We start from the raw sequence: 24,754 nt of genomic DNA on the forward strand, positions 1-24,754 counted from the left end.
ATCATTCTGTGTTGGCAATGAAGGGCACTAAACAAAACTTACCATTTGAACTTCAGCACCATTCGGTGATCCCAGCATGGGTTCTGTAAGAGGATAATGATTTAATACAGATGCATTGTGAACACCGGCAGTATAGATCCTGTTATTGGAGGCTGCCAGAAATGTTTGTTGTCCACCCGTACCCTGACCTGTTAGCCTGTACGTTCCATAGGTAAGTTTGCCTTCAGGAGAAAAAACAGCCAGGTAATTACCAAAATTATTTGTTCTGATAGTTCCATCTGTGGTGATACTGGTAGTAATGTTCAAAGTGGAAGTCATACAAACTGCCCGTCCATCGATAACATCCAATGCCTGTCCCACGCTTGCGAGCGATCTGGCTCCTACTCCATACCGGATAGCATACAAAGGTTGTCCGCTGGCAGGATTCAAACGGGCAATATAGTTGCCGCCAGTTGATGATGCATCTGTTACATTCATAACAGGAAGGCCTCCTACATTGGAGCCATGCACAAAAACAGAACCGCTGTTGAATTTGATCGGTGAGATGGTAGCACTGGCGCCTACTCCAGCTACCACGGTACTAAATACAGTAGCACCAGCATTATTGAATTTGGTAACCACATGGTACCTGACAGAACCGGTAGTGCTGGTCCCGTCTGTTGTTGAGTAGTTAGCGGAAGGTGTGGTGCCTGCTATAAAAACTTCACCATTATTTACAAGCACATTAAAGCTGTTCTCTTCAGCGCCACTTCCCCCGATTACCCTTCTGTATGCAGTGGAGCCATCCGCGTTGAGCTTAACGATCCCCCAATCAGCGCCGTTAGCAGCATTATAAGGATCACCGGTTGTAATGGCGAAATTATTATCCGCTGTAACCAGGCAGCCAAACGCAACAGTTCCATTGTGTACTGCCAGGCTTACAACTCCGGATTGAGCTCCTCCACCAGTAGCATTACCTGTATAAGTACTGTAAACCACAGATCCGTTTGACGTGAGCTTGGTGACAACATGGTCATATTGCACATTGAACGCTGGCCCGGTTGTTACAGGTACATCCGGAGAGTTGGTAGCATAAACAACATACGCAAATCCGTTTTCTGCAACAATGCCATAACCTTTTTGATCTTCGCCGGATCCACCCAGGTAGGTGAGGGTCTCAATCGCACCGGAACTGGCATTCAATACAACATATAGTGCATCGGCAGTGCCGCCGTTGTAGGTGCTGCCATCTGTTGTTGGTAGACCAGGGGTACTGGTGCCATTGATCAGATAAAGCTTTCCATTGTCATAAGCTATCTTGTCGGCGCCAATATATTGCCCGGTGCTGGTAGTCAGAAAGCGGCTCCACACAATACCACCGGAAGCTGAAAACTTTATCAGCATTGGCTTAAGCGGAGTTGCAGGAGGCGTTCCAGGAATGGTAGGCGTAAATGAAGTAGGTACGGAATTGAAATTTGCCACCATATAACTGTTGCCGGCCTCATCGGTAACCAGTCCCTGAACAGCATCTGTACTTGGGCTGGTAAACACCCGGCTGTAATTCACATATGCCTGACCGTAAGTTTGACCTGAAAATAAAATCGCGATGAAAAAAGGAATGAAGAGAAGCCTGTGCTTCCATAATAGCAACAGACGCCTGGACGGGTAGAGTTTTGTCATTTTGGACTTTTATATATTTTTTTAAGGATATAAGATGTTTTTATGCCGATGGCATTCAAACAGATAAACAACATCAGACAAACGGGTGAAAAAACTTGCCTGAATGCTGCGAATATTCAGCAAATACGGTCAAATAATATATATCATACGTAGGTTGTTTTCTATCTTATTGTAGTACTCATGCTACATCTTTTATCAATGAGGAAAAACGGATTCTTTGCGAAAACTGTTTCAATGCCGGACTGGCTCCGGGCTTCCCCTGCATGTTGGGAAAGGCTTGTATTTATTGACAGGCTTATTTTTTATTGTTATCTTTCCGAATACCAGCCCCGGTAAACTCAAAATTCTTGCATCCATTAACGCCCATGTTTTCAGCTTATAGAATCCCTGCCTGGTGCCTGTTCCTGTTTTTTGCTGGAAGTGTAAGCTATGCCCAGCCTACGGTTACACCTTCCTTTTCTATTCCGGACACCATCTGTATAAACAATAATCTCACAATTACCAACACCACCGTTGGAGCACAAACGTATTTCTGGAATTTTTGTGTAGCTGATCTGAAGCAGGCGCCTATCGGCACCAATCTCGGTAATATCGGAGGTAATCTGAACATGCCTGTATTTATGGATTATGCACAGTATAACGGTAACTGGTATGGTTTCTCTGTGAATTTCGGAAATGGGACTTTGGTCCGCCCATGATTTCGGGAACAGTCTGCTGAATATACCCAACAGCATCGATCTGGGTGATTTTGGCGCAATCATTCCAAATGCAGAAGGCATTCAGATCATCTTCAATGAAAATAAATGGTATGCGATCATCACAGGCGGCATTCTTCCGGCCTCTACCCCCAAAATGATCAAAGTCGAATTTGGCACCGACCTCTCCAATACCTCTCCCACCGTTACTGACTGGGGCAATTTCGGAGGTCTCGATCCCAACAGTGACCTACATATGTTCAAAGATGGGAACAATTGGTATGGCATCACAATGAACAGGCATGGTCATCTATTGAGATTTGATTTCACCAGCAGCTTTAACAATACACCTACCGGCGTAGACCTGGGAAGCGTGGGACTCACGGCATTTCCAACGGGTCTGTATGTGATAAACGACAATGGTTTTTGGCGTCTCTTTGTGATTGACTCCGGAGATGACCTTAGAAATAATCAAACAAGTAATTCTTCCATCGTCCGATTCGATTTCGGCAACTCCCTGCTCAATACTCCCGTAAGAGAAGACCTGGGTAACCCAAACAATGTGTTGAAGCACCCAAGAGATATCACCATCATCAGGAACTGCGATCAAGCGGTGGCATTTATTGTTAATGGTAATACCAGTAATCCTTCCATTAGCCGGATGGACTTTATAAACGGCCTCGGCCAACCGCCAATTGGAACAGATCTGGGAAACCTCGGTAACCTTGCCTTCCCCCACTCCATCTCCAAATTATTCCGGGTAAACGAAGACCTCTTTGCCTTTGTTACCAACGTCAACAACAACTCTATTACCAGACTGCAGTTCGCCGGCTGCACCAACGCCAGCCAACAAAGTTCAACAGCACAAACTCCGCCTCCCATCAAGTACAATTCACCCGGTACTTACAATATCAATCTTACTATCGACGATGGTCTACCTACACAATCATCCGTTTGCCACCAACTGGTAGTGATGCCTGCTCCAGTTCAGAGTCCCAATAAATTGCTACCACTATGTCTTAATGGAACTGTTCGTTTAGGTACACCCACCACGCATGCAAAATATTTATGGAACACAGGCGCCACTACACAGGAAATAGATGTATCAGCTCCCGGAAAATATTGGGTGGATATCGATATGTTTGGCTGCAAAGCGGCAGATACATTCTTTGTTGAGTATTATAAACAAGTGGATTTCGGCTTTTCTCAAAACATCTGTAATCCCTATGAACTCAGCTTTTCAGCTCTTGGCGCCAACGTCAGCAACGCCCGTTGGGATTTTGGCGATGGCAATACAGCTACCGGTCAGAATGTGAGCCATGTTTACAATACCTTCGGTACCTATACTATTACACTCACCGCATTCAACGGCACCTGCGACGAAGTGATCACCAAGGTAATCCGTGTCCTCGTTACCGACGATAACCTCATCACCACCAAAGACACCACCATCTGCATTGGGGCAAGTCTCAAGCTTGAAACAGTACCCGCCATCGATTTCTGCTGGAGCCCGTCCACGGACCTCGACAATCCACGAACGCTCAATCCTGTAGCCACTCCAGTTACAGATATGACCTATTATCTCAACGCAAAAGTGATAGGTAACAACCTAATCGGCAATGGTGATTTCAGTGCAGGTAATACCGGGTTCACTTCTCAATATACCTATGCCGCCAACGGCTTTCCTGAAGGATTGTACTGGATAGGAAACAATCCCACCAACTGGCATACTGGTTTCCAGTCATGCGGCGACCACACTTCGGGCAATGGCAATATGATGGTAGTGAATGGTTCTCCCGTTCTTAATATGGTAGTATGGGAACAAACCATTGCCGTAACACCCAATACCAATTACGCTTTCTCCACCTGGATCACCAGCGCCGCCAATGTCAACCCTGCACTTTTACAATTTTCCATTAATGGGTTAACACTCGGCAACCTCATCAGCGCACCGGCCACAACCTGTGACTGGACGCAATTCTACGCAACCTGGAATTCAGGCAACAATACTACTGCCACCATTTCCATTGTGAACCAAAACCTGCAATTTGCAGGAAATGATTTTGCGCTGGATGATATTTCTTTCGGAGAAGTGCTGATCAAAAGAGACAGGATCAAGGTGAATGTGGAAAACCCGGTGGTGACTGCCAGCGCCGACGCCACCATCTGCCCCGGCGCCAGTATTCAACTCAACGCCTCCGGTGCTGCTGAATACAGTTGGACGCCTGCTGCCTCCCTCAACGATGCAACCATTCAATCACCCATCGCAGCTCCCGCTGCGCTCACTGAGTATACCGTTACCGGAAAGACTGCCCTTGGCTGTATTGCGCAGGACAAAGTGACCATCGATCACTACCCAGAGATCAATATCACCAGAACGCCGGATACCACCGTGTGCCGTTTCGCCAATTTCCCGCTCCGTGTGAGCGGTGGCGTTAGTTACAACTGGTCGCCTGCTGCCAGCATAAGCGATATCAACAGCAACCAACCCAATGCTCATGTGGGACTTGAAAAAATGAAATTCAAAGTGGAGGTAACTGATATCAATAGTTGTAAAAAGATGGATTCCGTTGAAGTTGACATTCTACCCTACCCGGAATTTGCCGCATCTGCCAGCAACAGGTATATCTGTCTCGGTAAAACCGTTACCCTGAACGCCAGTGGAGGCGATCAATACAGCTGGGCACCCTCCAATTTCATTGATGATCCTTCAACAGCTTCGCCCGTTGCAAGTCCCAATATCAACACTACTTATTCCGTGCATATACAGGACAATACCTGCGGCTTCGATTCAACCATCCACCTCGATGTAACTGTAAATCCACTGCCTTTCATACAAGCAGGCAAATCCAATGATATCAACTGCAACAAGCCTACAGCAATACTTAACGCCACTGGTGGTGTAAGCTATACCTGGCTGCCGGCAACTGGCCTGAATGATCCTACCCGGGCCAATCCCGTTGCAGCAATTTCCGAATCCACCAATTACCAGGTAATCGGCACCAACCAGTACGGCTGTGAATCCAGCGCATTTGTTCGCCTGAATGTTTCTCAGGCAGGTATCCCGCGCTTTGTTGTGCCGAATGCATTTTCGCCTAATGGTGATGGTAAGAACGATTGCTTCGGTATCGCAAGATGGGGAGATGCCAAAGTTGAAGAGTTTGCCATCTTCAACCGCTGGGGACAAAAACTGTTCAGCACTAATAACCCTTCCATCTGCTGGGATGGAAGATTCAATGGACAAATGCAACCAGCAGGTGCTTATGCCTACCTCATCCGCGCAATCACCATCTGTGGACCGGTGAACACCAGGGGCATGGTACTACTTGTCCGTTGATTTCCATTTTCTTTGAATTGATTAAATTTGGTGTATGGTACAGAGAGAGTCGATCATACAGTATTATACCAGCACCAACCGGGAAATTCCGGAAGACCTGCTGGCATCGCAGGGAAGAGCCAGCCATTTCAACGTATTGCAGCGTAAGAACTGCATGGCTACCATCCCCTTCAGCAGAAGGGATTACTATAAGATCTCCATCGCAGGTGGCAATGCCGTACTGGTAACAGATAAAGGAGAAGTGCCCATCAACCGGCCGGCCATCTTCTTCAATGATCCCGAAATCGAATTCGGCTGGAAGAACCTTTCCGGCAAACAGGATGGATATGTTTGTTTGTTCAACGACCTATACCTGAATGCAGAATTAAAAAGGGAATTGCGCAAGCTCAAGCAAAGGTTCCGGCATAGCATTTATTCCTTCCTCTTCCTTGAACCTGAACAATACGAACAGTTCAAAAACCTGTTCAGACTGATGGAGAGCGAGTTTGCAGAGCATTCTGCCTACAGGCATGAGATCATCCGGAGCATCCTGAAACTCATCATTTACAATACACTCAAAATACAAGCCTCCAGATCACCGCACCAAAAGCCGCTCAAAAGTGAAAGGCTGGTGAACGAATTCATGGACCTGCTCAATAACCAGTTCCCCATCGATTCACCAAAGAACAGCATCCGGCTCAAAACACCGAACGACTTCGCCCTGAAACTGCATACCCATGTGAATCACCTCAACCATTGCCTCAAGGAAGCAACCGGCAAATCAACATCGGAACTGATCGCAGAAAAATTAGTGAATGAAGCCATCGATCTGCTGCAGAACAGCGACTGGAATATCACAGAGATCGGGGATAGTCTCGGCTTTAGCTATCCGCAGTACTTCAATCTTTTTTTCAAGAAACATACGGGAAAAAGTCCCCGGGTATTCAGAACAGAGCCGGGCGTGATTCTTTGAATTGATTAACAAGTTGATCAGCTATTTTGGAACAACATTATTATTGCAAATACTACCAACAGCGCCAAAACCACTACCAACGTCACTTTCCACGCTGAAACAGGTTTTTTCCCGTGGATCTTACCTGTTTGACCGTTCACCAGGAAGTGGTAGGTCTTCTTTTTGTACACATATGAGCAGATCCAGAGAGGAAGAAGAATATGCTTGTAGGTCTGAGCAGCATATTCAGTATTAACCTGCAACCCTTTGTAGGTATCGATCCGGCATTGGTCTGCGCAGGCTTCGTGGATCCATTCACTCATGATGGCTTCGGCCTTATCGTATCCATCATGTACTGCGATATCGTACACATCCGCTTTCCAGCCCGACATATATCGCGGATCGAAATTCACCAGCGCCTGCAGATCATAAGGGAAGATGCTTTCATATTCATCCTGTGACAATTCATCGGCGCCGCCGATCAGGATATCATCGAAGAAATGATCGTATGTTCCTTCACGATAGACCCACTGCGTATGACGCACCTGCCTGGACTGCCGTTTACCATTTCCGTCCGTATAGTATTCTGTGACGTAGTAGTAACGTCCGCCGTATCCGCTCCACTGGCTATGCGTTTCCGCATCATAGGTCCAGAAGGGAAGATAGATCCCGTGCAGTGCATCCTGCCGGGCAAATTCCTTGAGGTCGGCGGGCGCAAACCATCCTTTGCCCAGCCATGTTTTGAAGATCGAAATGGAATGCTGCTGATCTATCATGAAAGGTATCATACCAGAAGGTTGTATGATACGCGTTTTGTAAGCCACAGGGTTCACCGCTTCATAATTACAGAAGCTGCAAACAAAAATGGGGGTTTCCGTGGTGAATACAGATTGTGAACCGCAACGGTTGCATTTGTACACCTGCTGCTCGATGGTGATGGCAGCTGCATCTGTGCCCCCATTCAGTTGCTCCTTCAGACTATTCTCCCTGATCAGGTTGGTGGACTTTTCTATGTCCACTTTTGTACCGCAATGTTCGCAAACCAGTTGCTGGTTCTGTGGATTGAAGTACAACTGCGAATTACAGCCGGGACAAGGAAATAGTAACAGGGGTTCGGTAGATGTCAATTCCATGTTGCTTAGAGCTTACCTAGTATCTCGGCTTTCTTTTGATTGAACTCATCTTCTGTAATGATGCCCTGGGTTTTCAGCTCTCCGAGCTGTTTCAGCAGATCGAGGAGTTTCTGTTTGTCCTGGGCTTCATTGCCGGTTGTGTTTCCTCCGGCATTGGGTTGCTGTGCCTGTTGTAGCAGATTTGTGAGCACCACACCAGCACCGATACCTGCAGTTCCTGCTGCGCCGGGATTATTGGCAAGGTTCTCGATGGCAATACCACCCTGCATTTGATTGAACTGGTTCAGCTTATTGCTGAGCATGTTGAGCTGCGTGGTTTTGTCCAGCATCTTTTCCACTTCTTCCGGCAGCGAAACATTCTCGATATAGAATTGTCCGAGCTCGATGCCCCATACGTCGAATTCCTTTTGGAATACGGGCTTCAGCTTCTCTCCTATTTCTGTGAAATTGGCTGCCAGGTCCAGTATGGAAATATTCGCTTCAGCCAAACCTTCTGAGAGTTTGCTGACGATGATATTCCTCAGTTGTTCATTAACAGCTTCGATACGTATCCAGGGATTGGTGCCGGCAAACTCTTTGATGAACTTTTTTGGATCGATCACACGCACAGCATAGGTACCAAAAGAACGCAGGCGCACCTGACCGAATTCCTTATCTCTCACGATCACCGGGTTGGCCGTACCCCATTTCAGGTTGGTGAACTGTTTGGTACTTACGTAGTATATATCAACCTTGAAAGGTGAATCGAATAAATATTTCCAGGACTTCAGCGTAGTGATGATGGGCATGTTCTTGGTGGTGAGCTCATGCCTTCCGGGAATGTATACATCACCGAATTCGCCTTCATTCATCAGCACCACCACCTGGGACTCGCGCACGGTGAGCTGGGCGCCGTTATTGATCTTATTGCCTTTGTCGGGGAATTTATATATGACAGTATCCGGGGTATCGTCTACCCATTCAATCACCTCAATAAATTCGTTCTTGATGAAGTCAAACAGGCCCATATGTGTTGATTTAGTTGAGTTGTGAATAGTTTGTAGCGAATCAGAGGGAAAAATTACAGAAAATCCGGGAGGGGGAGAAAAAAAGGGTCTGACCAAAAAGGATGTTACATTTCATTTCGCTGTACCAACTCGCTCGCCTCCCGGCGAGTGAGTTTGGTTTAGTCGCCTCAGGCGACGCAGTGTTCGCCGGAGGCGAACAATTACAAGTCACTCGCCAGAGGCGAGCGACTGCCAGCTCTCCGCCCTTTTTAGTCAGCCCCACTGCATAGGAGTAATTGCACCAATGAGAAATTTTTCTATTATTCTATTTCAATAATTCCAGGATCCCCTCATTCCTGATGATCATCATTCCCTGCCTGTCTTCTGTTATCCCTTCCTGTAACCTGTACGTGTACCTGGGTCTTGATCCCTCCATTACTGTTGGCATATAGGCAAAACGGATATTATCGTTTTCCCGGAGCGCCTCGCCTACTTCAATGATATGGGTAGACACCACGAACAAACAATCGGTATACCCGGAAAAAGCCTGGGTAACAGACAGTGTTCCATCGTAAGCATCTTTTACATTCGTTCCCTTGAACAGCTCATCGAACATCAATAACAACCTGCTTCCGGAAGCCGCTGCTTCCGCAGCCTGCTTCACTCTTACCACTTCTGCATAAAAATGACTATAGCCCAGCCCGATATTATCAGCCACATTGATACTCGTATACATTCCTTCCCTTACAGAAAACGCTGCATCCTTTGCCGCAACCGGGAAACCCATGTGCGCCAGGTACATCAGGATACCGATGCTTTTCATCAGTGTTGATTTACCCGCCATATTGGCCCCGGTAAGGAAGATCACATTCTTAACTTCACTCATAAGGATATCATTCCCGATGGCAGATTCCAGGCAGGGATGCCTGAGATCGGCGGCAGAGAAGATATCCCGCTCCGCAGGCAAGGCCTGCGCATAAGTGAAACCGCGAGCGGCCGCAATATTACCCACGGCAATATTCACATCCAGTTCATAAATGAATTCCAGGACCTCCTGCAAAGCCTTTGCCAGCTCATTCTTAAGCAGGTGATCATACTGTGCGATCTTTTTCAAAGGAAGATTCTGGTAAATATCTGTATTGAGCAGGTTATTCAGCTGCTTCCCGCCCAGAACGGCTCTCACGGCCTGTACCCTGTTTTCAAATACACCATTCTTCGTTTGTATCGTTTCTACAAATACGGCACATTTTTTCAAGGTAACGATGGTGGCCTGTAAGCCCTGTACGATCTTCTTGAATCGTTCATCCCGGGTAAGACTGGATAATAATTTCTTGTACATGATATCCATCAGTGCCATCGCCTCATTGTTCTTCCCTCCCCCATCCAGGTATTCACGCATCAGGTTTATTTGCATCACATCAAATGGAAAAACGAAATGTTGATCCTGGAAAAAACGGAAAACGGCTGTTCTGTTGTTGATTGCTTTTTCATCCCTCAATGGATGATGGAACATATCATCCAGCAGTTTCTCACCACCTCTTGTTTTCACCTTATTGAACAAATGATATACGGACCCCTGCCTGAATTTGCCCAGCAGGTTCAGCTCTTCCAGGGTTTGTTTATCTATCTTGAAACTCATTTTGTTGATTTTAAATATCAGAGTGCCGCCAGTGGCTCGCCTCCCGGCAACGCGGTGTTCGCCGGAGGCGAACAAATATCAGTCACTCGCCAGAGGCGAACGACTGGCTCCCTGCGGTTTCGTTTTCCTGGATTTCATTCCATTTTTCAATATTTCCAGGATCCCTTCATTATTGATGATGATCATGCCATGCCTGTCTTCGGTTATTCCTCTTTCCAATTTGTAGGTATATTCAGGTGTATGCCCATTCATGCGCGTGGGCAGGTATTGAAACCCGATCTTCGGATTCTGCATCAGCTGTTCGCCGGCTTCAACAATATGGGAAGAGATCACGAACAAACTATTCCCCTTCTGCGAGAATCCATTGGTAACAGCCACTGTTGCTTCATGAGCATCTTTCACATTGGTTCCGCGGAACAGTTCATCGAATATCACGAACAATGACCTGCCCGCATGCAATTCCTCCGCCATCTTCTTTACACGCAATACCTCCGCGTAGAAATGGCTCGCACCAATGCCCAGGTTATCCGGAAGATTGATGGTGGTGTAAATACCATCCATTACCGGGAATTGCATAGACCTTGCTGCCACCGGGAATCCCATATGCGCGATATACACTGCTGTACTCAGCGAACGCAGGAAGGTGGATTTACCTGCCATATTCGCCCCGGTCAAAAACAACACAGGAGAAACAGCATTCAGGCTGATATCATTGCTCACAGGATTTTTCAGCTCAGGGTGATATAGGCCGGTTATCTCCAGTGCATAATTCCCCTTTTCCAGCGCTTTTGGAAAAACGAAATCCCTTTTATTGGCCACCTCCGCAACGGAAAGGTATACATCGATACGAAAAATATACCCCAGCAGTTTTTTGATCTTCGCATACTCACGAACCCTGAACAAAGTATCGAAGGCAGTTACAGAAGCGTAAGACAGCTTTCCTTTGGAGTGATCTTTCATAACCGGTTCAAAAGCAGGGTCAGCCAGCAGCAGCAATATTTCTTTCTTTTCCTCTGCATAATCCTTCACAGCTTCCAATTCTTTTGAATTGAGAAAAGAATGAGTGACATTGATCAATTCTATTACTGCACCTACGCCGTTCTGAATTTCCTTTTCTCCGAATATCACTCCATTCGGGGACCGTGTATCCCGTTCTCCTGCATGGACCAGGTATTTCTCCGCCATATCGAATAAGGAAGCGCTATACGGAAAGCGGGCGCCGGACCTCGAGAACTGTTCAATCACCGAACTGCGTTTGTTGATGAGCTCCCGGCTTCCCAAAGGATGACGGAACATTTCCTGCAATGCAGCTTCCCCGCCACGGGTATGGGTTTGATTGTAGATATCATAAATACCCGGACTATCTTTCTTACTGAAGATCCTGAGATCTTCGATGGTTTGTTCGTCTGTTTGAAGGCGCATCTTATTTTCTTTTTCTTCGGATAATGATAACTGTTCCTATGATAGCCAGGATTGCAGGAATGATCCATGTATTGATAGTGATCAGCAGGTCCGCTGTTTCCGGAGTGATCAGGAACAGATTGTCCTTATATTGGGGCTTCGGCGCATAAACCGGGTATTCATTATTATCCAGCCAGCTGTAGATTGCCCTGCCGAAATAATCACCTCCCAGGAATTTATTACTAATCAGATCTGCGTCACCAGACACGAAAATCCGTTGTTCCCTATTGTTGATCTTACGTGTAAGCTCAACCGATGTTTGGAATGCGCCGTTTTTGATATCCCCTTCAGCAGGTGTAAATACAGGGGGGACAGAATCCCTTACCAATACACCTTTTTTCAACCACACATCAGGCATGGCGATCGTAACCGGACTAACGGTGAAGACTGAACTATCCAGCGTGGTAATGGGAAGTACGGTCTCGGACCTGATGTAAAGGCTGTCGATTTTTTTACTTTTCAGTTTCAGCAACATGGCTTCTTCCGCCAGATCAGAAGCAGTATTGGTAAGAAATGGAATGATCATGTCCGGCGCATTGTGTTTGGATACCTGCACCATCACTCCTTTTTCAAACTGAACACCCAATGGCTTCAATACAGGATTTACAATATCTTCTTTTCTCGGCTCGCCCAAAAGCATGAAGTTTCCACCCTTATCGATGTATTCCTGTATTTTCCTTTTCACCGTTTCACTCAATTCAGTTTTGGGATCGGCCAGTACCAGCGCCGCGATATTCATCGAGTCATAAGGAATATCCTTGTTTTCCAGGTTGATGGTATCGATATCGATACCATTGTTGATCAGAGACACCCGCTGCAATTTCGCTGTTGTGCTCATGGAGTAGCCACGCTCGCCCAGTATATTCGGGTCGCGCTCCAGGTTACCTGTAGTGAAAAGCATGGTAGGCATTTTAGGGAATTGCAGCCTCGCCAGGGCAGCTGCCACATGCTCTTCGCCGGGCCAGGGATAATCTACAAAGGTTCGCAGGAAAGTGGTCCTGCCCTTGTACTTCAGCTGCATCACCAGGCCATAGTCTTCATCTTCCAGATCCAGGATCTGCTTCATCTGGTCAGGAGTTTTGAATCGGTTCAGGTTCAGGTCCATCGATTTCGCCAGTTCCTTTGCTATTTCATGTATGTTCTTTCCTGGGAAAGCCCTGAACAGGTAATGATCAGGTTTGGCGTCATAGTAATATTCATATTTGAATTCGATATCGGGCTTGAACCTTACATAATATTCCCATAACTCAGACAGGTAATTATTCCTGTTCTCAGGCAAACCCAATGATCCATTTTTCCCCATCAGGTTTGTGTACAGGGTTACTTCCAGCGGCTCCTTGCCAAGCGCTTTCACAATCTTCTGCACTCTCGGATGGATGGTATTGGCCTGTGTAGCTGTTGTATCCCAGTAGCCGATCAATGCAGGACGTGAAGTAATATATCCCAAAAGAAGCACTACTACAGTAATACCGGAGTACCTGGCAGCTTTCACATACCAGGGCTTCACTTCCCTCACAGATCTTAATTTCAGCAAAGTGAATGCAAGGAACATACAGATCACAGCAAAAAAATAGAACAGGTCCTTGGTGGTAATCAGTCCATTCAACATTTTCTCTGCCCTTCCGGATATCGAGAGAAAATAAGTGAGGTCCCTTACAAAATCATGTTTCTGCCATAACCCTCCGATACGGCTCAGCACCAGCACAACAACAAATGTTCCTATGGCGGATACGATCTGGTAATTGGTGAGGCTCGACATGAAAAGACCAATCGCTGCATACGCACACACCAGCAAATAGAACCCGATAGATGCCGCAATCAGCAAACCATAATCCACAGACTTGATATTGAAACCGGCAGACACCATAAAGAAACCAATGATGGCAATCAGCACCAGGTTGAACACCATCATGGCCAGGTATTTTCCGAATACTATCTGTCTTGTTTTGATGGGAGATGAATACAATAGTTTTATACTACCGCTATTCACTTCACGACTCAGCAGGCCCATCGTAAGCAGTGGAATGAATAAATAAAGATTGCTCATTGCATTCACGAACATTCCGTCCGGATTCAGGAACATAGATTTGGTAAGGGAAAGATCGAATCCTTTGAATTTGGCAGTTTTCATACCCAGCTCCTGCATCCTCGCCCACGCATATACGATCCTGTTATAAAAAAAGGCACATTGAACCATAAACACCACAGCAAGGAACCAGGCAACGGGAGAATAGACCAGGTTGCGCAGTTCTGCTCTTGATATCCGCAAAATTGTTTTCATGTCTGTCAGTAATTATAAGGATTGAGTAGATAATTGTTTAAAGATGTCGTCCAGCAGGTTTTTGTCGAGGTTGGCTTCCCGCACTCTCCATCCGCTCTTCACGGCGGTTTCGATGATCCTTTCCGTTACATCCTGGTCGCCATCGAAATAAAGCCTTGCCTGCTTATCCGTCAGGTACTCAGCATTGGACACACCTTTGATGGAAAGGAGTTCAGCCAGCGGCGGCGGATTTTCCATTTTCAACAGCATAGTACCTGGCTGGATATAATTGTTGAATGCATCCATCGTATCCGAAAACACGATCCTTCCGGCTTCTATCATGATCACTTCCCTGCAGAGCAGGTGTATTTCAGAAAGGATATGGGAAGACAGGAGTACAGTTCTTTCCTGCGCGATCTCACGGATAAGCTTACGCGCTTCAATGATCTGGTTGGGATCGAGGCCATTGGTAGGCTCGTCCATCACCACCAGCCTGGGCTTATGAATGATCGCCTGTGCAATGCCTACGCGCTGTTTGTAACCACCGGAGAGATTACTGATCAGCCTGGAACTGAAATGGGCAATTCCTGTTTTCTCCATGGCCTCTTCTACTGCGCCTTTGATCTTGCTTTTCTCCATCAATCGAAGGCCGGCAGCATAAGTGAGATATTCATTCACAGTGAAATCACTGTGCAGTGGCGGGCTCTGTGGCAGGAATCCGATATTCATTTTCGCAGCTTCAGGCTCCTTTCTTGTATCTTTTCCATCGATATAAACCTTTCCTTCTGTTTGGTTCAACACACCACAAATGATATTCATGGTGGTAGACTTACCTGCACCATTCGATCCCAGCAGGCCAATGACGCCGGTTTGCGCTATTTCGAGATTGATATCCCGGACAGCCCAGGCTGCACTATACCGGTGAGAAAGATTTTCGATCTTTAAAATGCTACTCATATGGGTTTCAGTATTAAAAAATGATTGAATTAAGCGGAGTGCTGCCAGTCGCTCGCGTCCCCGCGAGTGACTCATATGTGTTCGCCTCCGGCGAACACTGTGTCGCCGGAGGCGACGGAATAGAAGTCACTCGCGGGGACGCGAGCGACTGGCAGCACTCCGACTATTTCGTTTTTCTATGGCAAACAGATCCCCGGAAGGCAGTTCTACCTCCACTGTCAATTGTTCTTTGTGCTCGGTGATACTTGCCTGTCTAATGGATAGGCACAAACGATGCGTCCACTATTTTGGGGAAGCCGCCTTCCTCCAATTCAAGCACGGGCGACTGATGTCCCAATGGGATCTGGTATAATTTGAATTTTCCACTATTATCGGGGTTGGTTGCATCATAGGTACATACCACCAGTCTTTTGAACAACTCATCATACACTTCAACACGTCCCGGCATTTTGCTGAATCCCTGGTTGTATTTTTCAAATTTCATCAGGCTGATGGATTCATTACCCATATCCAGCAGCATGAAGGTCTGGCCGATGGTGTAATCATAAGCCATCACCTTGTTTCCTTTTACATAAATGATATATCCTGTGTTATGATCGATCTCGATGAACCTGGATGCAATGATATCCGCGGCATCGGAATAAGCGATCTCTTTCGTTTCTTTCACTATTCCATTAGTCAGAAATTGCAACATAAAACTCTGCTGTGTAACCGGATTATGCATCAAGGAAAGGATCAGGCTTTCTTCTCCCGGCTCACTCATTTTGTTCTGTATGGCATAGGGTTGAAATCCGTCCATTGCAAAAGGAGTTTGAAGCGTAAGATCATGTAACCCGTCATCAGGCACCCATCTGAATTTGTATTCATCCAGATCATACACCAGGCGACTATAATCAAAAGGCCCGCGACCTGGTCCTACATAAGTATGCACCTTAGACACATGGAAGGGCTGACCATTCAATACATTCAATTGTTGGGTCATCATGAGGCCCATATATTTCAGATAGAACAAGCTTGAAAAAAACAGGTCATCGCCTTTGTTGGCCGCAAAACTTGTATAGCCGGTCTTTTCGAGTTTTACAGGGTTAGCCGGACTGGGTTGAAAAGTATTGGTAAGGAAATTGGAAATATTCTGGTCCACCACAAAGTCCATGCTCTGCAAAACTTTGATCTCCTGGTCTGTAGTGATGCCCACCCATTGCAGTACGCTCAGGCCGAAAAAGATATCACTGCCTATAGCGTTGATGCAGACAGGCTTTCCGCTGAGCGAAATATTCTTTCCCAGTTCTGTTGCCAGGTCCACGAATTTCTTGTAGCCCAGGGTTGTATAGGTGAGCATGCCGAGTTGTGCAGCACCAGCTTTCTCCCCCAGTATCATCCATCCTTCCCGGGTTGGTGTAGTGATGGAAACCGAGCTGGTTACCATTTCCATTATTCCTGTTTTCTTTTCTTTCACTGTCAGTAAAACAGAATTCAGAACAGCGGGCAATCCGTCAAAATCACTGGGTATCAGATATGGCTTATAACTAAGCGTGTCTCCGTTGGAAAGGCTTGTCCAGGTAAAGGAATAGGCCGCAGTATCAAATTGCGCAGATGATTGTCCTGGTATTTTGATCCTAGCCTTGATAGAGTCTGCGCCTTCCAGGCCCCTGATCAGCGTCAGTTCTTCTTTGGGTAGCTCAACAGTAAAATGCTCCGGTAGTTTTTTATTGTTGTTCACCAGATCTTTCTTGCAGCCACTGATCAGAACAGCTGCAAAGCAGAGCAGCAGGTTTGTATAAAAGAACAATGATCTCATTATGCTGATATTTTTGAATTATAGTGGGAGGGGTTCATCAGGGAAATAAAATTTCTTTTCCTGACGCATCCAGTATTGGGTTGTTGGCAGCTCTTCTTTCATCGATAAGCTCTTCTGTGAGCGAGATCATTTTTTGCGTCAGCCTCCAGTAGGCATCCTGCACCGGCCCCTGCTGCTCAGGGATCTGCAGGTAGGATGTTACGTCCATGACGTTGTACAGTTGATCCAGCGTAAACGGATCGAAACGAAACTTCTTTGCACCTAAATTCTGCAGGCTGGTATTCAGTAGTATCACATCAGGATCTGTTTCCCAGAATGATTTGTCCTTTCCTGCAACTGCCTCTCTCATAGCATACATCTTTGCTGGTGAAAATTCTCCGTATTTATCGATAATGGAACTATAGAACCTGGGGGGCTTTACCATATTCCCGAATACATAGGTCACTTTATTCCAGGCATGTTCTTCGGGTTTAAAATCTTCGTTGTTCTTCAGCGTTATGGTCAGGGTTTTAACGCCGGTATCGGAAATTGGTGGTCTGGCCAGTTTTATGTCCAGTTTATATCCGATTGCATTCGCTGGGATATAGATGGAATCCAGATCAGGAAAAACTGCGAACTCCTTTCCATTTCCTTCTATCTCCAGTGAAACAGGACGCTTTCTGCTGGCCAGTCTTCCATCCGCCTGGATATAAAGCTGAAGTGTTGGATCGATATTGGTACGAAATGTATCCGTCTGGTTCCAGGTGATCAGGAAATTATATTCCTGTTGCTTTGCATAGATCGCACTCATGTTAACAGTAAGTATTGCCTCACTGTAATTCTTATTGATAAAATAGAGAAAGTTGTTAGCGGAAAATTTTTCAGGTTCCACTTTTTTACATGCAGCAAGCGAAAGAACAGCTGTAATGCAGACGGCTATCTGTAAACAAAATCTTTTTTTCCCGGGCATATATAATTATTTAAGCGTATAGTCTTGTGTGATGGTTTTGCATAGGATCAACGATACCAGGATTCATCATCCGGCACAGGAGGAACATATTTATAGTCATCCATAGCAATAGTGCTTTCTCCTGTATAGGAAGGGATTTCTCCCAGATTCAGTCTTTTGAACATAAAGAACAACTGTCCCTCTCCTATGAACTCACGCTGGTATTCATTCCTGATATTGGTCATCAGTTCCACTGAAGTACTTCCGGAATGGTATTCTACAGGTGGCAATCCCTTGTTTACTCTTAATGTATTCAGGTAAAAATAGCCCTGTTCCAGTGTGGGGGCAGTTTCCGCAGCAATGAGATAGAGCTCGGATTTCCTGATCAGTGGCTGGAAATACCTGAGCCAGGAATTGGTAACAGTAGTATTGCTGAACTTTACCATCACCTTGTAGGTCTTATTTCCTTCAAGACCAACCTTGAACCAGTATTTCAGGCGAAGATCTTTTGAAGCAGTATTGTAAATCTCTGCCAGGCGGGCAGGAGCCGGGGTTGCAATCACCTCATCATTCAATAAGGCACTGAACATCCGGCGGTCATACTCGTACATTTTCCTGTTCTCGATACCGAAAAAAGTTTCTTTACTAAGTAAAGGATCCTTGCTATAATCAGGTTCTGCCGGCCAGGGGAAGAAAGTTTCCTGTGCAGTGAGGATCGACTGTACAGTGTTCCATGATTCCGTTTTTTTACCGGCGTACAGCAATACCCTTGCAGTATAGGCTTTCACGGCAAAGTAGTTCATCCTTCTCTGGCGATTGGAGAAATAATCAACGGCCTGCCCTTCTCCTGAAACTGTTGACCAATCAGGTCCTTTCGTGCGTACAGGATCATTTTCGAGCAATGCCAGTGATGCTTCCAGGTCTTTTATGATGGCGGAGATCACTTCGCTCGCAGGCAGCACCGGTTGCGCTTCCCTGGCAACGATCTTCACGTAGGGAATGGCGGGGCTGGCTGCATTCTTCACATAAACGGGACCGAACATACGAAGAAGGTCAAAATGCAGGCAGGCCCTGATAGCATAGGCTTCCCCGAGCATGATATTCTTTTGCGCAGCAGGCAGTACATTGAAGGAAGGCGCTTCCAGCCTCTCACAAAAATTATTGATGCCGAGGATGGTCCGGTAAGACTGGCTCCAGATATTGTTCAGTGCCGTTCTGGCTTCAGGCACTACATAAATGAAGTCCCTGAATACATTGCTGTATGGCCCGCGGAATGAATAATAGTATTGCGCCATATTCTCCGTTGCATTCATGGAAAGGGCATTGCCATAGGAAAGGGAATCGGCCAGGGACTGGTATATTCCATTCAGCACCGATTCCACACCTTTGGGAGTAGAAAAGGCTTCTTCTTCAAACATATAATCCCTTGGTTGCACCTGCAGGAATTTCTTACAGGAAGGGGCGTGCAGTAACAACAGTCCCAGCACCAGATATATAAAAACGGTTGGTTTGATTTTCATAACGCAGTTTTAGAAGGTCATGTTTACATTCAGGGTAACGCTACGCTGGAAAGGATAATCAAGTCCTCTTTCCCTTTGTATGTTGGATAATTTGAACTGGAAAATATTGGTGGTGGTTACAGAGAAACCAAAGGTTTGCAGACCAAGTTTTTTCCTGATATACGCTTTCAGCCCCTGTGAATACTGGTCCAGGAGATCGTAATTGAAAGTGATATTATTGACTGTAAAAGAATTTTCCTTTTGCAGAAAGCGAGACGACATACCCAGTGTAGTATTGGTAATTCCGAGAAAGCTGGCATCGTCTCCCGCCTGCTTCCAGCGGACGTACAGCGCACGTTTGTCCTGGTTATACTCCATTTGCGGCTTGCTGATATTTTCCACTTTATTGTAAAGCGCATCATTGAATTTCATTTCCTGAACAATGTAGCGGCAGAATACAGCCAGTGTAAACCTTTTATACCGCGCTCTCACGGCAATATCGCCCTGAGTAACCGGGCGGCTGCTGCCGATCACCACCTCATTGTTCTTATCGAATAGAAAAGTGTACAACCCATTTTTGTCAAGGAATACTTCCATGCCTCTTGCCTGTCCGATACCAACGGAGCGAACGGCCCAGACATCATCAGGACTTGCTCCGTCATAGTAGCGTTGTGCGTATCCTCCGCTTCGTGCAGAATCATTGAATTTTTCCAGGGAATTTCCGAGACCGCTGTATTCGCGCTTATACAACACCGGGGATTTAAGACTGAGGTTCAGGGTCCAGTCACGCGTATTCACCAGTCTTGCATCCAGGTCCAGTTCCAGACCGGTTTCCGTCATCCTTCCGATATTCCGCGGAATGCCGTCAGGAATACCTACAGACGGAGGTAAAGGCATAACGATGATCAGCGGATTGGTAATATTCCTGAAACCAGAAGCTGTCAAAGACAGCTTATTGAAGAACCTACCGATCAGGTTATAGCTGAGATTGTATGTTTTTGTCCAGTCGAGATCCGGATTACCCACGCTCATCAGCTTAACTGATTCCCCAAAGAATGTTGGTGTATTATTCAACAGGTAGGTAGCTCTCGATCCAAAATTTCCTGCGTTCTGATTTCCCGTAACACCAAAATTGGTAGCCAGGGCCAGCTCATTCACCCATTTGATATGCTGCATGAAATTCTCGCGGTGAAGATTCCATTTCAAACCCATTGCATAAAAAGGTTTGTAAGGGTTATCAAGTCCAAAAATACTGGTGCCTGAAAGTGTGTAAGAAAGGTCCATGCTATATTTCAGATCATAGGAGTAGTTCAAACTGGCAATGAAATTCATCGCAGTCTGTTTGGTGGTTGTGCCTCCGGGCCTGCTGTCAGGCGTATATGAATTGGCGAGATAGATCAGCGGTTCGGCCGTGGTGGCAAAACCCACTGCTGAAATATTGCTGGTTTCTGTAGTGACCTGCTGAAATTCGCTTCGCAGGTTGCTATTGAAAATATGTTTGCCTGCCACTACTTTATTGAAGGTGACGGTGAAATTGCCCGAATATGATTCAGAATGAAGATTGCTGTAATCATAAGATCCTTTCAGGCTCGATTCCACTTCATCGAATTTTGTATTGAGTGGAGACACAAAAAAATCAGACTGGCTTTCTGATTTGAGGTATTGAAAACTTCCCGATAATCTCAGGAACGGGAATACGTCCCAGTTGGCCATTACATTATTGGTGATCGTATTTCCCTTCACTGTATTCCTGAACGGGAGACCTGCATTGTAAAGCGGGTTTGAGAATCGGAAACTGGCAGCAAAAGGGAATCCACCGGAAGTATAATATTCAGTATTATGTTGCTCCAGGTAACGGTCTGAGTTATTGATCATGTAATAGGGCGGGATCTTTACATATTCCGTAAATGAACCGTAGGGACTTCCATACTGTTTTTGTCCGTTGATGTTTAGATTATTAGAAACATTGATATTGCCTTTCCTGTAAGCGAGGTTGAAATAACCATTGGTATTGGAATTCTCTGATCCTTTCATTACTCCGATATTGGAGTTCCTGCTTAGACCTCCCACATAAGTGAAATAAGAGTCGCCACCACTGACGGAGAGATTATGGTTCACTGAGCCTGCGTTCTGCAGCGGCACTTTCAACCAGTTCTCATCCACTCCCTGGAGGATGGCATTTTCCCTGAATGAATGTTTTACTTTAGGCAGTACCACGTTATATCCATCCTGATTAAAAGGACCCGGCGCCCCGGTGCCAACGGATGCGAGTTCCTGGAATTTCAGCAACTCACGTGCATTCATCATATTATAGCCTGAAAGGTCCGGCATCACTACAGTGCCGGTTGCTGAATACGTGATTCGCAGATCACCGGGAGCAGGTCTGATGGTTTGGATCACTACTACACCATTGGCAGACCTGGAACCGTATAATGCAGTTGAAGCAGCATCTTTCAGCAATGTGATACTGGCGATCCTGTTCACATCCAGGTTCATCACAGTGAGGAGGTCCGTTTCAAAACCATCCAGTACAAACAAGGGTTGGTTGGGATCTTTCTCATACTGCAGTTTCAGTTGCTGGCTATATTTCTGTGGTGTAGGGGGCGGCATGCTCCTGCTGCCCCTCATTTCTATTTTTGCAAGCTGGTTGGGATCTGAACCCAGGTTATTATCCCGGATGATCCTGAATGAAGGGTCCAGCAGGTTGAGCGCTTCCAGCACATTCTGCCTGCTGGCCAGTCGAACTTCCTTGCCTGTGTAAGTGCGTGTAACGCCGGTAAAGGTTTCCTTCTTTCTATCGAACATACCTGTACTTACCACCACTTCTTCCATTTCCTTTTCCTGGAGCGATAAAATAAAAGTGAATTCTGTACCTGCTCCTCTTTTCACTTTTCCATTTTTTAGTGAAAGTGGAGTTCCGGGCGGCATGCTCAACATGTCTGAAACGGGAACAGACAGTTGAACATAGCCTACTGCGGAAAGGATAAGGACGTCTGTAAGTTTTATATCAGGTAATACGAAACGCCCGGTATTGTCTGCCGCACCTTTCTTGTCTGTTCCGCGAATGGAAAAGCTGGCGCTGGCAATTGGAGCACCGGTTGAATCAACCACCTTACAAACGATGAACTGGAAAAGATTGTTTTTTTCATGGCTATCATTACCACCGGCTTCACCGCCATTGACGCCTGTTTCCTTTTTCTTTTGAACGAGGCGGATCACATTATCCCTGATGGTCCATTCCAGTGATTTGTTTTTCAGGATCTGGTTCAGCACATCAGACACCTTCATATTGGAGGCATTGATGCTGATCTTAGTACTTTTCATCTCGTCAGTATTCTCATACATGATGATCACATCTGCTTTTTCTTCGATAGATGTGAAAACCTGCCGGATGGGAACGTTTTTAAAACTCAGGGTGATCCTGGTCTGTTCCTTTCCCTGTTCATATACCGGACCGGCAAAGAGTGTGGAAGATGAAAAAATGAAGATCGACACAAGCAATAAGTTGACCCGAAGCATTACGTGCATAAATCGCAGTTGATTTGGTTGTTAGATCAGTTGAAAAGTTCAGCGCTTATCATAATGACGGTTTTTCAGGAAAGAGTCACTAAGCCGGATTGAAATATTTTTAAAAAATGTACATTCGTCCATCATTCTTTTTCCAAAAACTGCTGCTTGCAAAACGAGTCAACAGATTATTCCCTATTGTTAGAAGCGCTGAAGGCCTTTGATCTGGCTGCTTTTGATACCTTGTATCGCAGCACGAGGGAACGACTCTTTGCCTATTCTTTTTCCATTCTGAAAGATGAAGTAGCAGCGCAGGACCTGGTACAGGATTTCTTTATTGATTTCTGGGAGAACAAAATTTTCATGAATATCCATTCCGGCCTGGTGGGTTACCTGGTGAGGTCTGTTGGTAATCGCAGTATCGATCTGAAGAAAAAAGAAGAACGCAGGAAATTGCTGCAAAGGCAGTTCGGGGAGATAGAGGCCGGGAATTTTCAGGAGGGCGACAAACTGGTGAATCGTGAACTCGGCCAGGAGCTGGAAGCCGCCATCACCAGCCTGCCGCCGATGCCGGCCAAAGTTTTCCGCCTCCATTATGTTGAAAAGCAGAGCTACAAGGAAATTGCAGAGGAATTGGGCATCAGCACTGCCACTATCAGCAATCATATGACGCGGGCGCTTAAAATGCTAAGGCAGCAATTAAAAATAAATTAGGCTTTTGGTTAGTGACTACAATCGAAAAAACAGTCATTCTAATATGCTGGATAAATTAACTGAGGAAGAAATATTTCTGCTACTGGGCAAGATCAGCGGCTCGCTGAGCCCGGAAGAAGAAATTGAGCTGGCAGCATTGTTCAGCCGGAATCCGCATGCCAATGCCGCCTATGAAGAACTGAAGCATGAGATACCTGTAAAAAACACAGCTGAATATTTCTCCAATCGCCAGCAAAATCCAAGTTGGAAGGACCTAACAGCAGATATTCGCAATCCGGTATCAGCAAAACTGGTCCCGTTCTATAAAAAGAAATGGTTTGCCGCTGCAGTGGTTTCCGGACTGGTCATCGGCGCCGGATTGATGTTCCTGCTGAAGCCATTCGCCGCAAAAGAAGCAAAGGCGCCTGTGGCCGGCATTGCCAAACCAGGCATTGAACTGATACTTGCAGATGGAAAAGTGATCGATCTCTCCAAACAGCAGGGAACTATCGATGCCGGACCTGCGAAACTGAATAATACCGGCAAGCAGCTGAACTATTCACTTACCGGATCTGCTGCACCCGGGAACAGTACCCTGAATGTGCCTGTGGGCGCGGATTACAGGATCAATCTGGCAGATGGTACGGAGGTTTGGCTGAACTCGAAAACGAGACTTGAATTTCCACTATCCTTCACCGGTACCACGCGTGAGATAAGGGTAAATGGGGAAGCATATATCAAAGTGGCGAAGGATGCCACGAAACCATTTATCGTGCACCTGCCGCAGAGCAGTGTGCAGGTGCTGGGAACCGCCTTTAATGTGAACACCTATGATGGGGGAATAGAAAAAGTGGCGCTGGTGGAAGGCTCTGTCAGCCTCAAAGTTCCCGGAGGCGAAAGCAGGATAATCCCGGGTAACCAGGCAGTCTATACTGCCGGCCAGACAGTGGCCCAGGAAGCCTTCGATCCCAAATATGTACTGAGCTGGAGAAATGGCCTGTACTATTTCAACGATGCCAGCCTCGCTGAAATCAGCAAAGTTGTGCCACGCTGGTTCGGGATAAACCTGGAAATCGATAATCCTGCAATAAATGACCGGAGGTTTACAGGGGTGATCGACAGGAAAAAGCCAGTGACAGTATTCCTGGACGATCTGAAAGCCATCGCAAAAATTGAATCCTCGTTCGATAAGGATGGAAACCTGCATTTGAAATAGCCATTCCGGATATTTCCTTTCAAAAACTTTTAACAGGGGAGGCTGTAACTTTCAG

The 24,754-nt window shown here is 46.1% G+C and carries 16 protein-coding genes; 5 read left to right on the top strand and 11 right to left on the bottom strand.

The window, feature by feature from the left end:
• Positions 1-27: 27 nt before the first annotated feature.
• A complete protein-coding gene (locus D9Y29_RS17690; RefSeq protein ID WP_127130648.1) occupies positions 28-1,659 on the bottom strand; it encodes a hypothetical protein in 1,632 nt (543 codons plus the stop codon).
• Between the two features lie 365 nt (positions 1,660-2,024).
• On the opposite strand from D9Y29_RS17690, the gene D9Y29_RS17695 reads away from it, so the two are divergent.
• From D9Y29_RS17695 to D9Y29_RS17705, 3 genes are read left to right on the top strand one after another with little or no spacing between them, the layout of a single operon-like run.
• A complete protein-coding gene (locus D9Y29_RS17695) occupies positions 2,025-2,357 on the top strand; it encodes a hypothetical protein (RefSeq protein WP_164735456.1) in 333 nt (110 codons plus the stop codon).
• A complete protein-coding gene (locus D9Y29_RS17700) occupies positions 2,335-5,691 on the top strand; it encodes a PKD domain-containing protein (protein WP_127130652.1) in 3,357 nt (1,118 codons plus the stop codon). The genes D9Y29_RS17695 and D9Y29_RS17700 overlap by 23 nt, the downstream gene beginning before the upstream one ends.
• A 34-nt stretch (positions 5,692-5,725) precedes the next feature.
• A complete protein-coding gene (locus D9Y29_RS17705; protein ID WP_127130654.1) occupies positions 5,726-6,643 on the top strand; it encodes a helix-turn-helix domain-containing protein in 918 nt (305 codons plus the stop codon).
• A 17-nt stretch (positions 6,644-6,660) separates the two neighbouring features.
• Here D9Y29_RS17705 and D9Y29_RS17710 read toward each other — a convergent pair whose 3' ends face one another.
• The 10 genes from D9Y29_RS17710 to D9Y29_RS17755 all read right to left on the bottom strand — a co-directional run bounded on the left by D9Y29_RS17710 (position 6,661) and on the right by D9Y29_RS17755 (position 22,778).
• Positions 6,661-7,755 carry a TFIIB-type zinc ribbon-containing protein gene (locus D9Y29_RS17710; protein ID WP_127130656.1) on the bottom strand — a complete coding sequence of 365 codons (1,095 nt, stop codon included), beginning with the start codon at positions 7,753-7,755 and terminating at the stop codon, positions 6,661-6,663.
• A 5-nt stretch (positions 7,756-7,760) separates the two neighbouring features.
• Positions 7,761-8,762, bottom strand: a complete 1,002-nt coding sequence (locus tag D9Y29_RS17715; RefSeq protein WP_127130658.1) for an SPFH domain-containing protein — start codon at positions 8,760-8,762, stop codon at positions 7,761-7,763.
• Positions 8,763-9,066: 304 nt separating this feature from the next.
• Entirely contained in the window at positions 9,067-10,380 is a 1,314-nt protein-coding gene (locus D9Y29_RS17720) for a MutS-related protein (RefSeq protein WP_127130660.1), read from the bottom strand.
• 78 nt (positions 10,381-10,458) lie between these two features.
• Positions 10,459-11,802, bottom strand: coding sequence for a MutS-related protein (locus D9Y29_RS17725; RefSeq protein WP_127130662.1), 1,344 nt, complete (start codon positions 11,800-11,802; stop codon positions 10,459-10,461).
• 1 nt (position 11,803) lies between these two features.
• Entirely contained in the window at positions 11,804-14,122 is a 2,319-nt protein-coding gene (locus D9Y29_RS17730) for an ABC transporter permease subunit (protein ID WP_127130664.1), read from the bottom strand.
• A gap of 12 nt (positions 14,123-14,134) precedes the next feature.
• Positions 14,135-15,058, bottom strand: a complete 924-nt coding sequence (locus D9Y29_RS17735; protein WP_127130666.1) for an ABC transporter ATP-binding protein — start codon at positions 15,056-15,058, stop codon at positions 14,135-14,137.
• A 253-nt stretch (positions 15,059-15,311) separates the two neighbouring features.
• Positions 15,312-16,856: a PKD-like family lipoprotein gene (locus D9Y29_RS17740; protein WP_127130668.1), complete on the bottom strand. Its 1,545-nt coding sequence runs from the start codon at positions 16,854-16,856 to the stop codon at positions 15,312-15,314.
• 37 nt (positions 16,857-16,893) lie between these two features.
• The gene (locus D9Y29_RS17745) at positions 16,894-17,646 is read right to left on the bottom strand and encodes a DUF4843 domain-containing protein (protein ID WP_164735457.1); all 753 of its coding nucleotides are present in this window, start codon (positions 17,644-17,646) and stop codon (positions 16,894-16,896) included.
• Between the two features lie 206 nt (positions 17,647-17,852).
• The gene (locus D9Y29_RS17750) at positions 17,853-19,304 is read right to left on the bottom strand and encodes a RagB/SusD family nutrient uptake outer membrane protein (protein ID WP_127130672.1); all 1,452 of its coding nucleotides are present in this window, start codon (positions 19,302-19,304) and stop codon (positions 17,853-17,855) included.
• A gap of 9 nt (positions 19,305-19,313) precedes the next feature.
• Positions 19,314-22,778 carry a SusC/RagA family TonB-linked outer membrane protein gene (locus tag D9Y29_RS17755; RefSeq protein ID WP_164735458.1) on the bottom strand — a complete coding sequence of 1,155 codons (3,465 nt, stop codon included), beginning with the start codon at positions 22,776-22,778 and terminating at the stop codon, positions 19,314-19,316.
• Between the two features lie 180 nt (positions 22,779-22,958).
• Between D9Y29_RS17755 and D9Y29_RS17760 the strand changes: the two genes are divergently transcribed.
• Together D9Y29_RS17760 and D9Y29_RS17765 are read left to right on the top strand one after the other, a co-directional pair.
• The gene (locus D9Y29_RS17760; protein WP_164735459.1) at positions 22,959-23,504 is read left to right on the top strand and encodes an RNA polymerase sigma-70 factor; all 546 of its coding nucleotides are present in this window, start codon (positions 22,959-22,961) and stop codon (positions 23,502-23,504) included.
• Between the two features lie 43 nt (positions 23,505-23,547).
• Positions 23,548-24,699, top strand: a complete 1,152-nt coding sequence (locus D9Y29_RS17765) for a FecR family protein (protein WP_127130678.1) — start codon at positions 23,548-23,550, stop codon at positions 24,697-24,699.
• Positions 24,700-24,754 lie beyond the last annotated feature (55 nt).

It is taken from the genome of Pseudoflavitalea rhizosphaerae (assembly GCF_003991355.1).
Taxonomy (GTDB): Bacteria; Bacteroidota; Bacteroidia; order Chitinophagales; family Chitinophagaceae; genus Pseudobacter; species Pseudobacter rhizosphaerae.

Coding starts and splice junctions, on each gene's coding strand:
- D9Y29_RS17690 (WP_127130648.1), bottom strand. CDS start 1,659: ATGACAAAACTCTACCCGTCCAGGCGTCTGTTGCTATTATGGAAGCAC.
- D9Y29_RS17695 (WP_164735456.1), top strand. CDS start 2,025: ATGTTTTCAGCTTATAGAATCCCTGCCTGGTGCCTGTTCCTGTTTTTT.
- D9Y29_RS17700 (WP_127130652.1), top strand. CDS start 2,335: ATGGGACTTTGGTCCGCCCATGATTTCGGGAACAGTCTGCTGAATATA.
- D9Y29_RS17705 (WP_127130654.1), top strand. CDS start 5,726: ATGGTACAGAGAGAGTCGATCATACAGTATTATACCAGCACCAACCGG.
- D9Y29_RS17710 (WP_127130656.1), bottom strand. CDS start 7,755: ATGGAATTGACATCTACCGAACCCCTGTTACTATTTCCTTGTCCCGGC.
- D9Y29_RS17715 (WP_127130658.1), bottom strand. CDS start 8,762: ATGGGCCTGTTTGACTTCATCAAGAACGAATTTATTGAGGTGATTGAA.
- D9Y29_RS17720 (WP_127130660.1), bottom strand. CDS start 10,380: ATGAGTTTCAAGATAGATAAACAAACCCTGGAAGAGCTGAACCTGCTG.
- D9Y29_RS17725 (WP_127130662.1), bottom strand. CDS start 11,802: ATGCGCCTTCAAACAGACGAACAAACCATCGAAGATCTCAGGATCTTC.
- D9Y29_RS17730 (WP_127130664.1), bottom strand. CDS start 14,122: ATGAAAACAATTTTGCGGATATCAAGAGCAGAACTGCGCAACCTGGTC.
- D9Y29_RS17735 (WP_127130666.1), bottom strand. CDS start 15,058: ATGAGTAGCATTTTAAAGATCGAAAATCTTTCTCACCGGTATAGTGCA.
- D9Y29_RS17740 (WP_127130668.1), bottom strand. CDS start 16,856: ATGAGATCATTGTTCTTTTATACAAACCTGCTGCTCTGCTTTGCAGCT.
- D9Y29_RS17745 (WP_164735457.1), bottom strand. CDS start 17,646: ATGAGTGCGATCTATGCAAAGCAACAGGAATATAATTTCCTGATCACC.
- D9Y29_RS17750 (WP_127130672.1), bottom strand. CDS start 19,304: ATGAAAATCAAACCAACCGTTTTTATATATCTGGTGCTGGGACTGTTG.
- D9Y29_RS17765 (WP_127130678.1), top strand. CDS start 23,548: ATGCTGGATAAATTAACTGAGGAAGAAATATTTCTGCTACTGGGCAAG.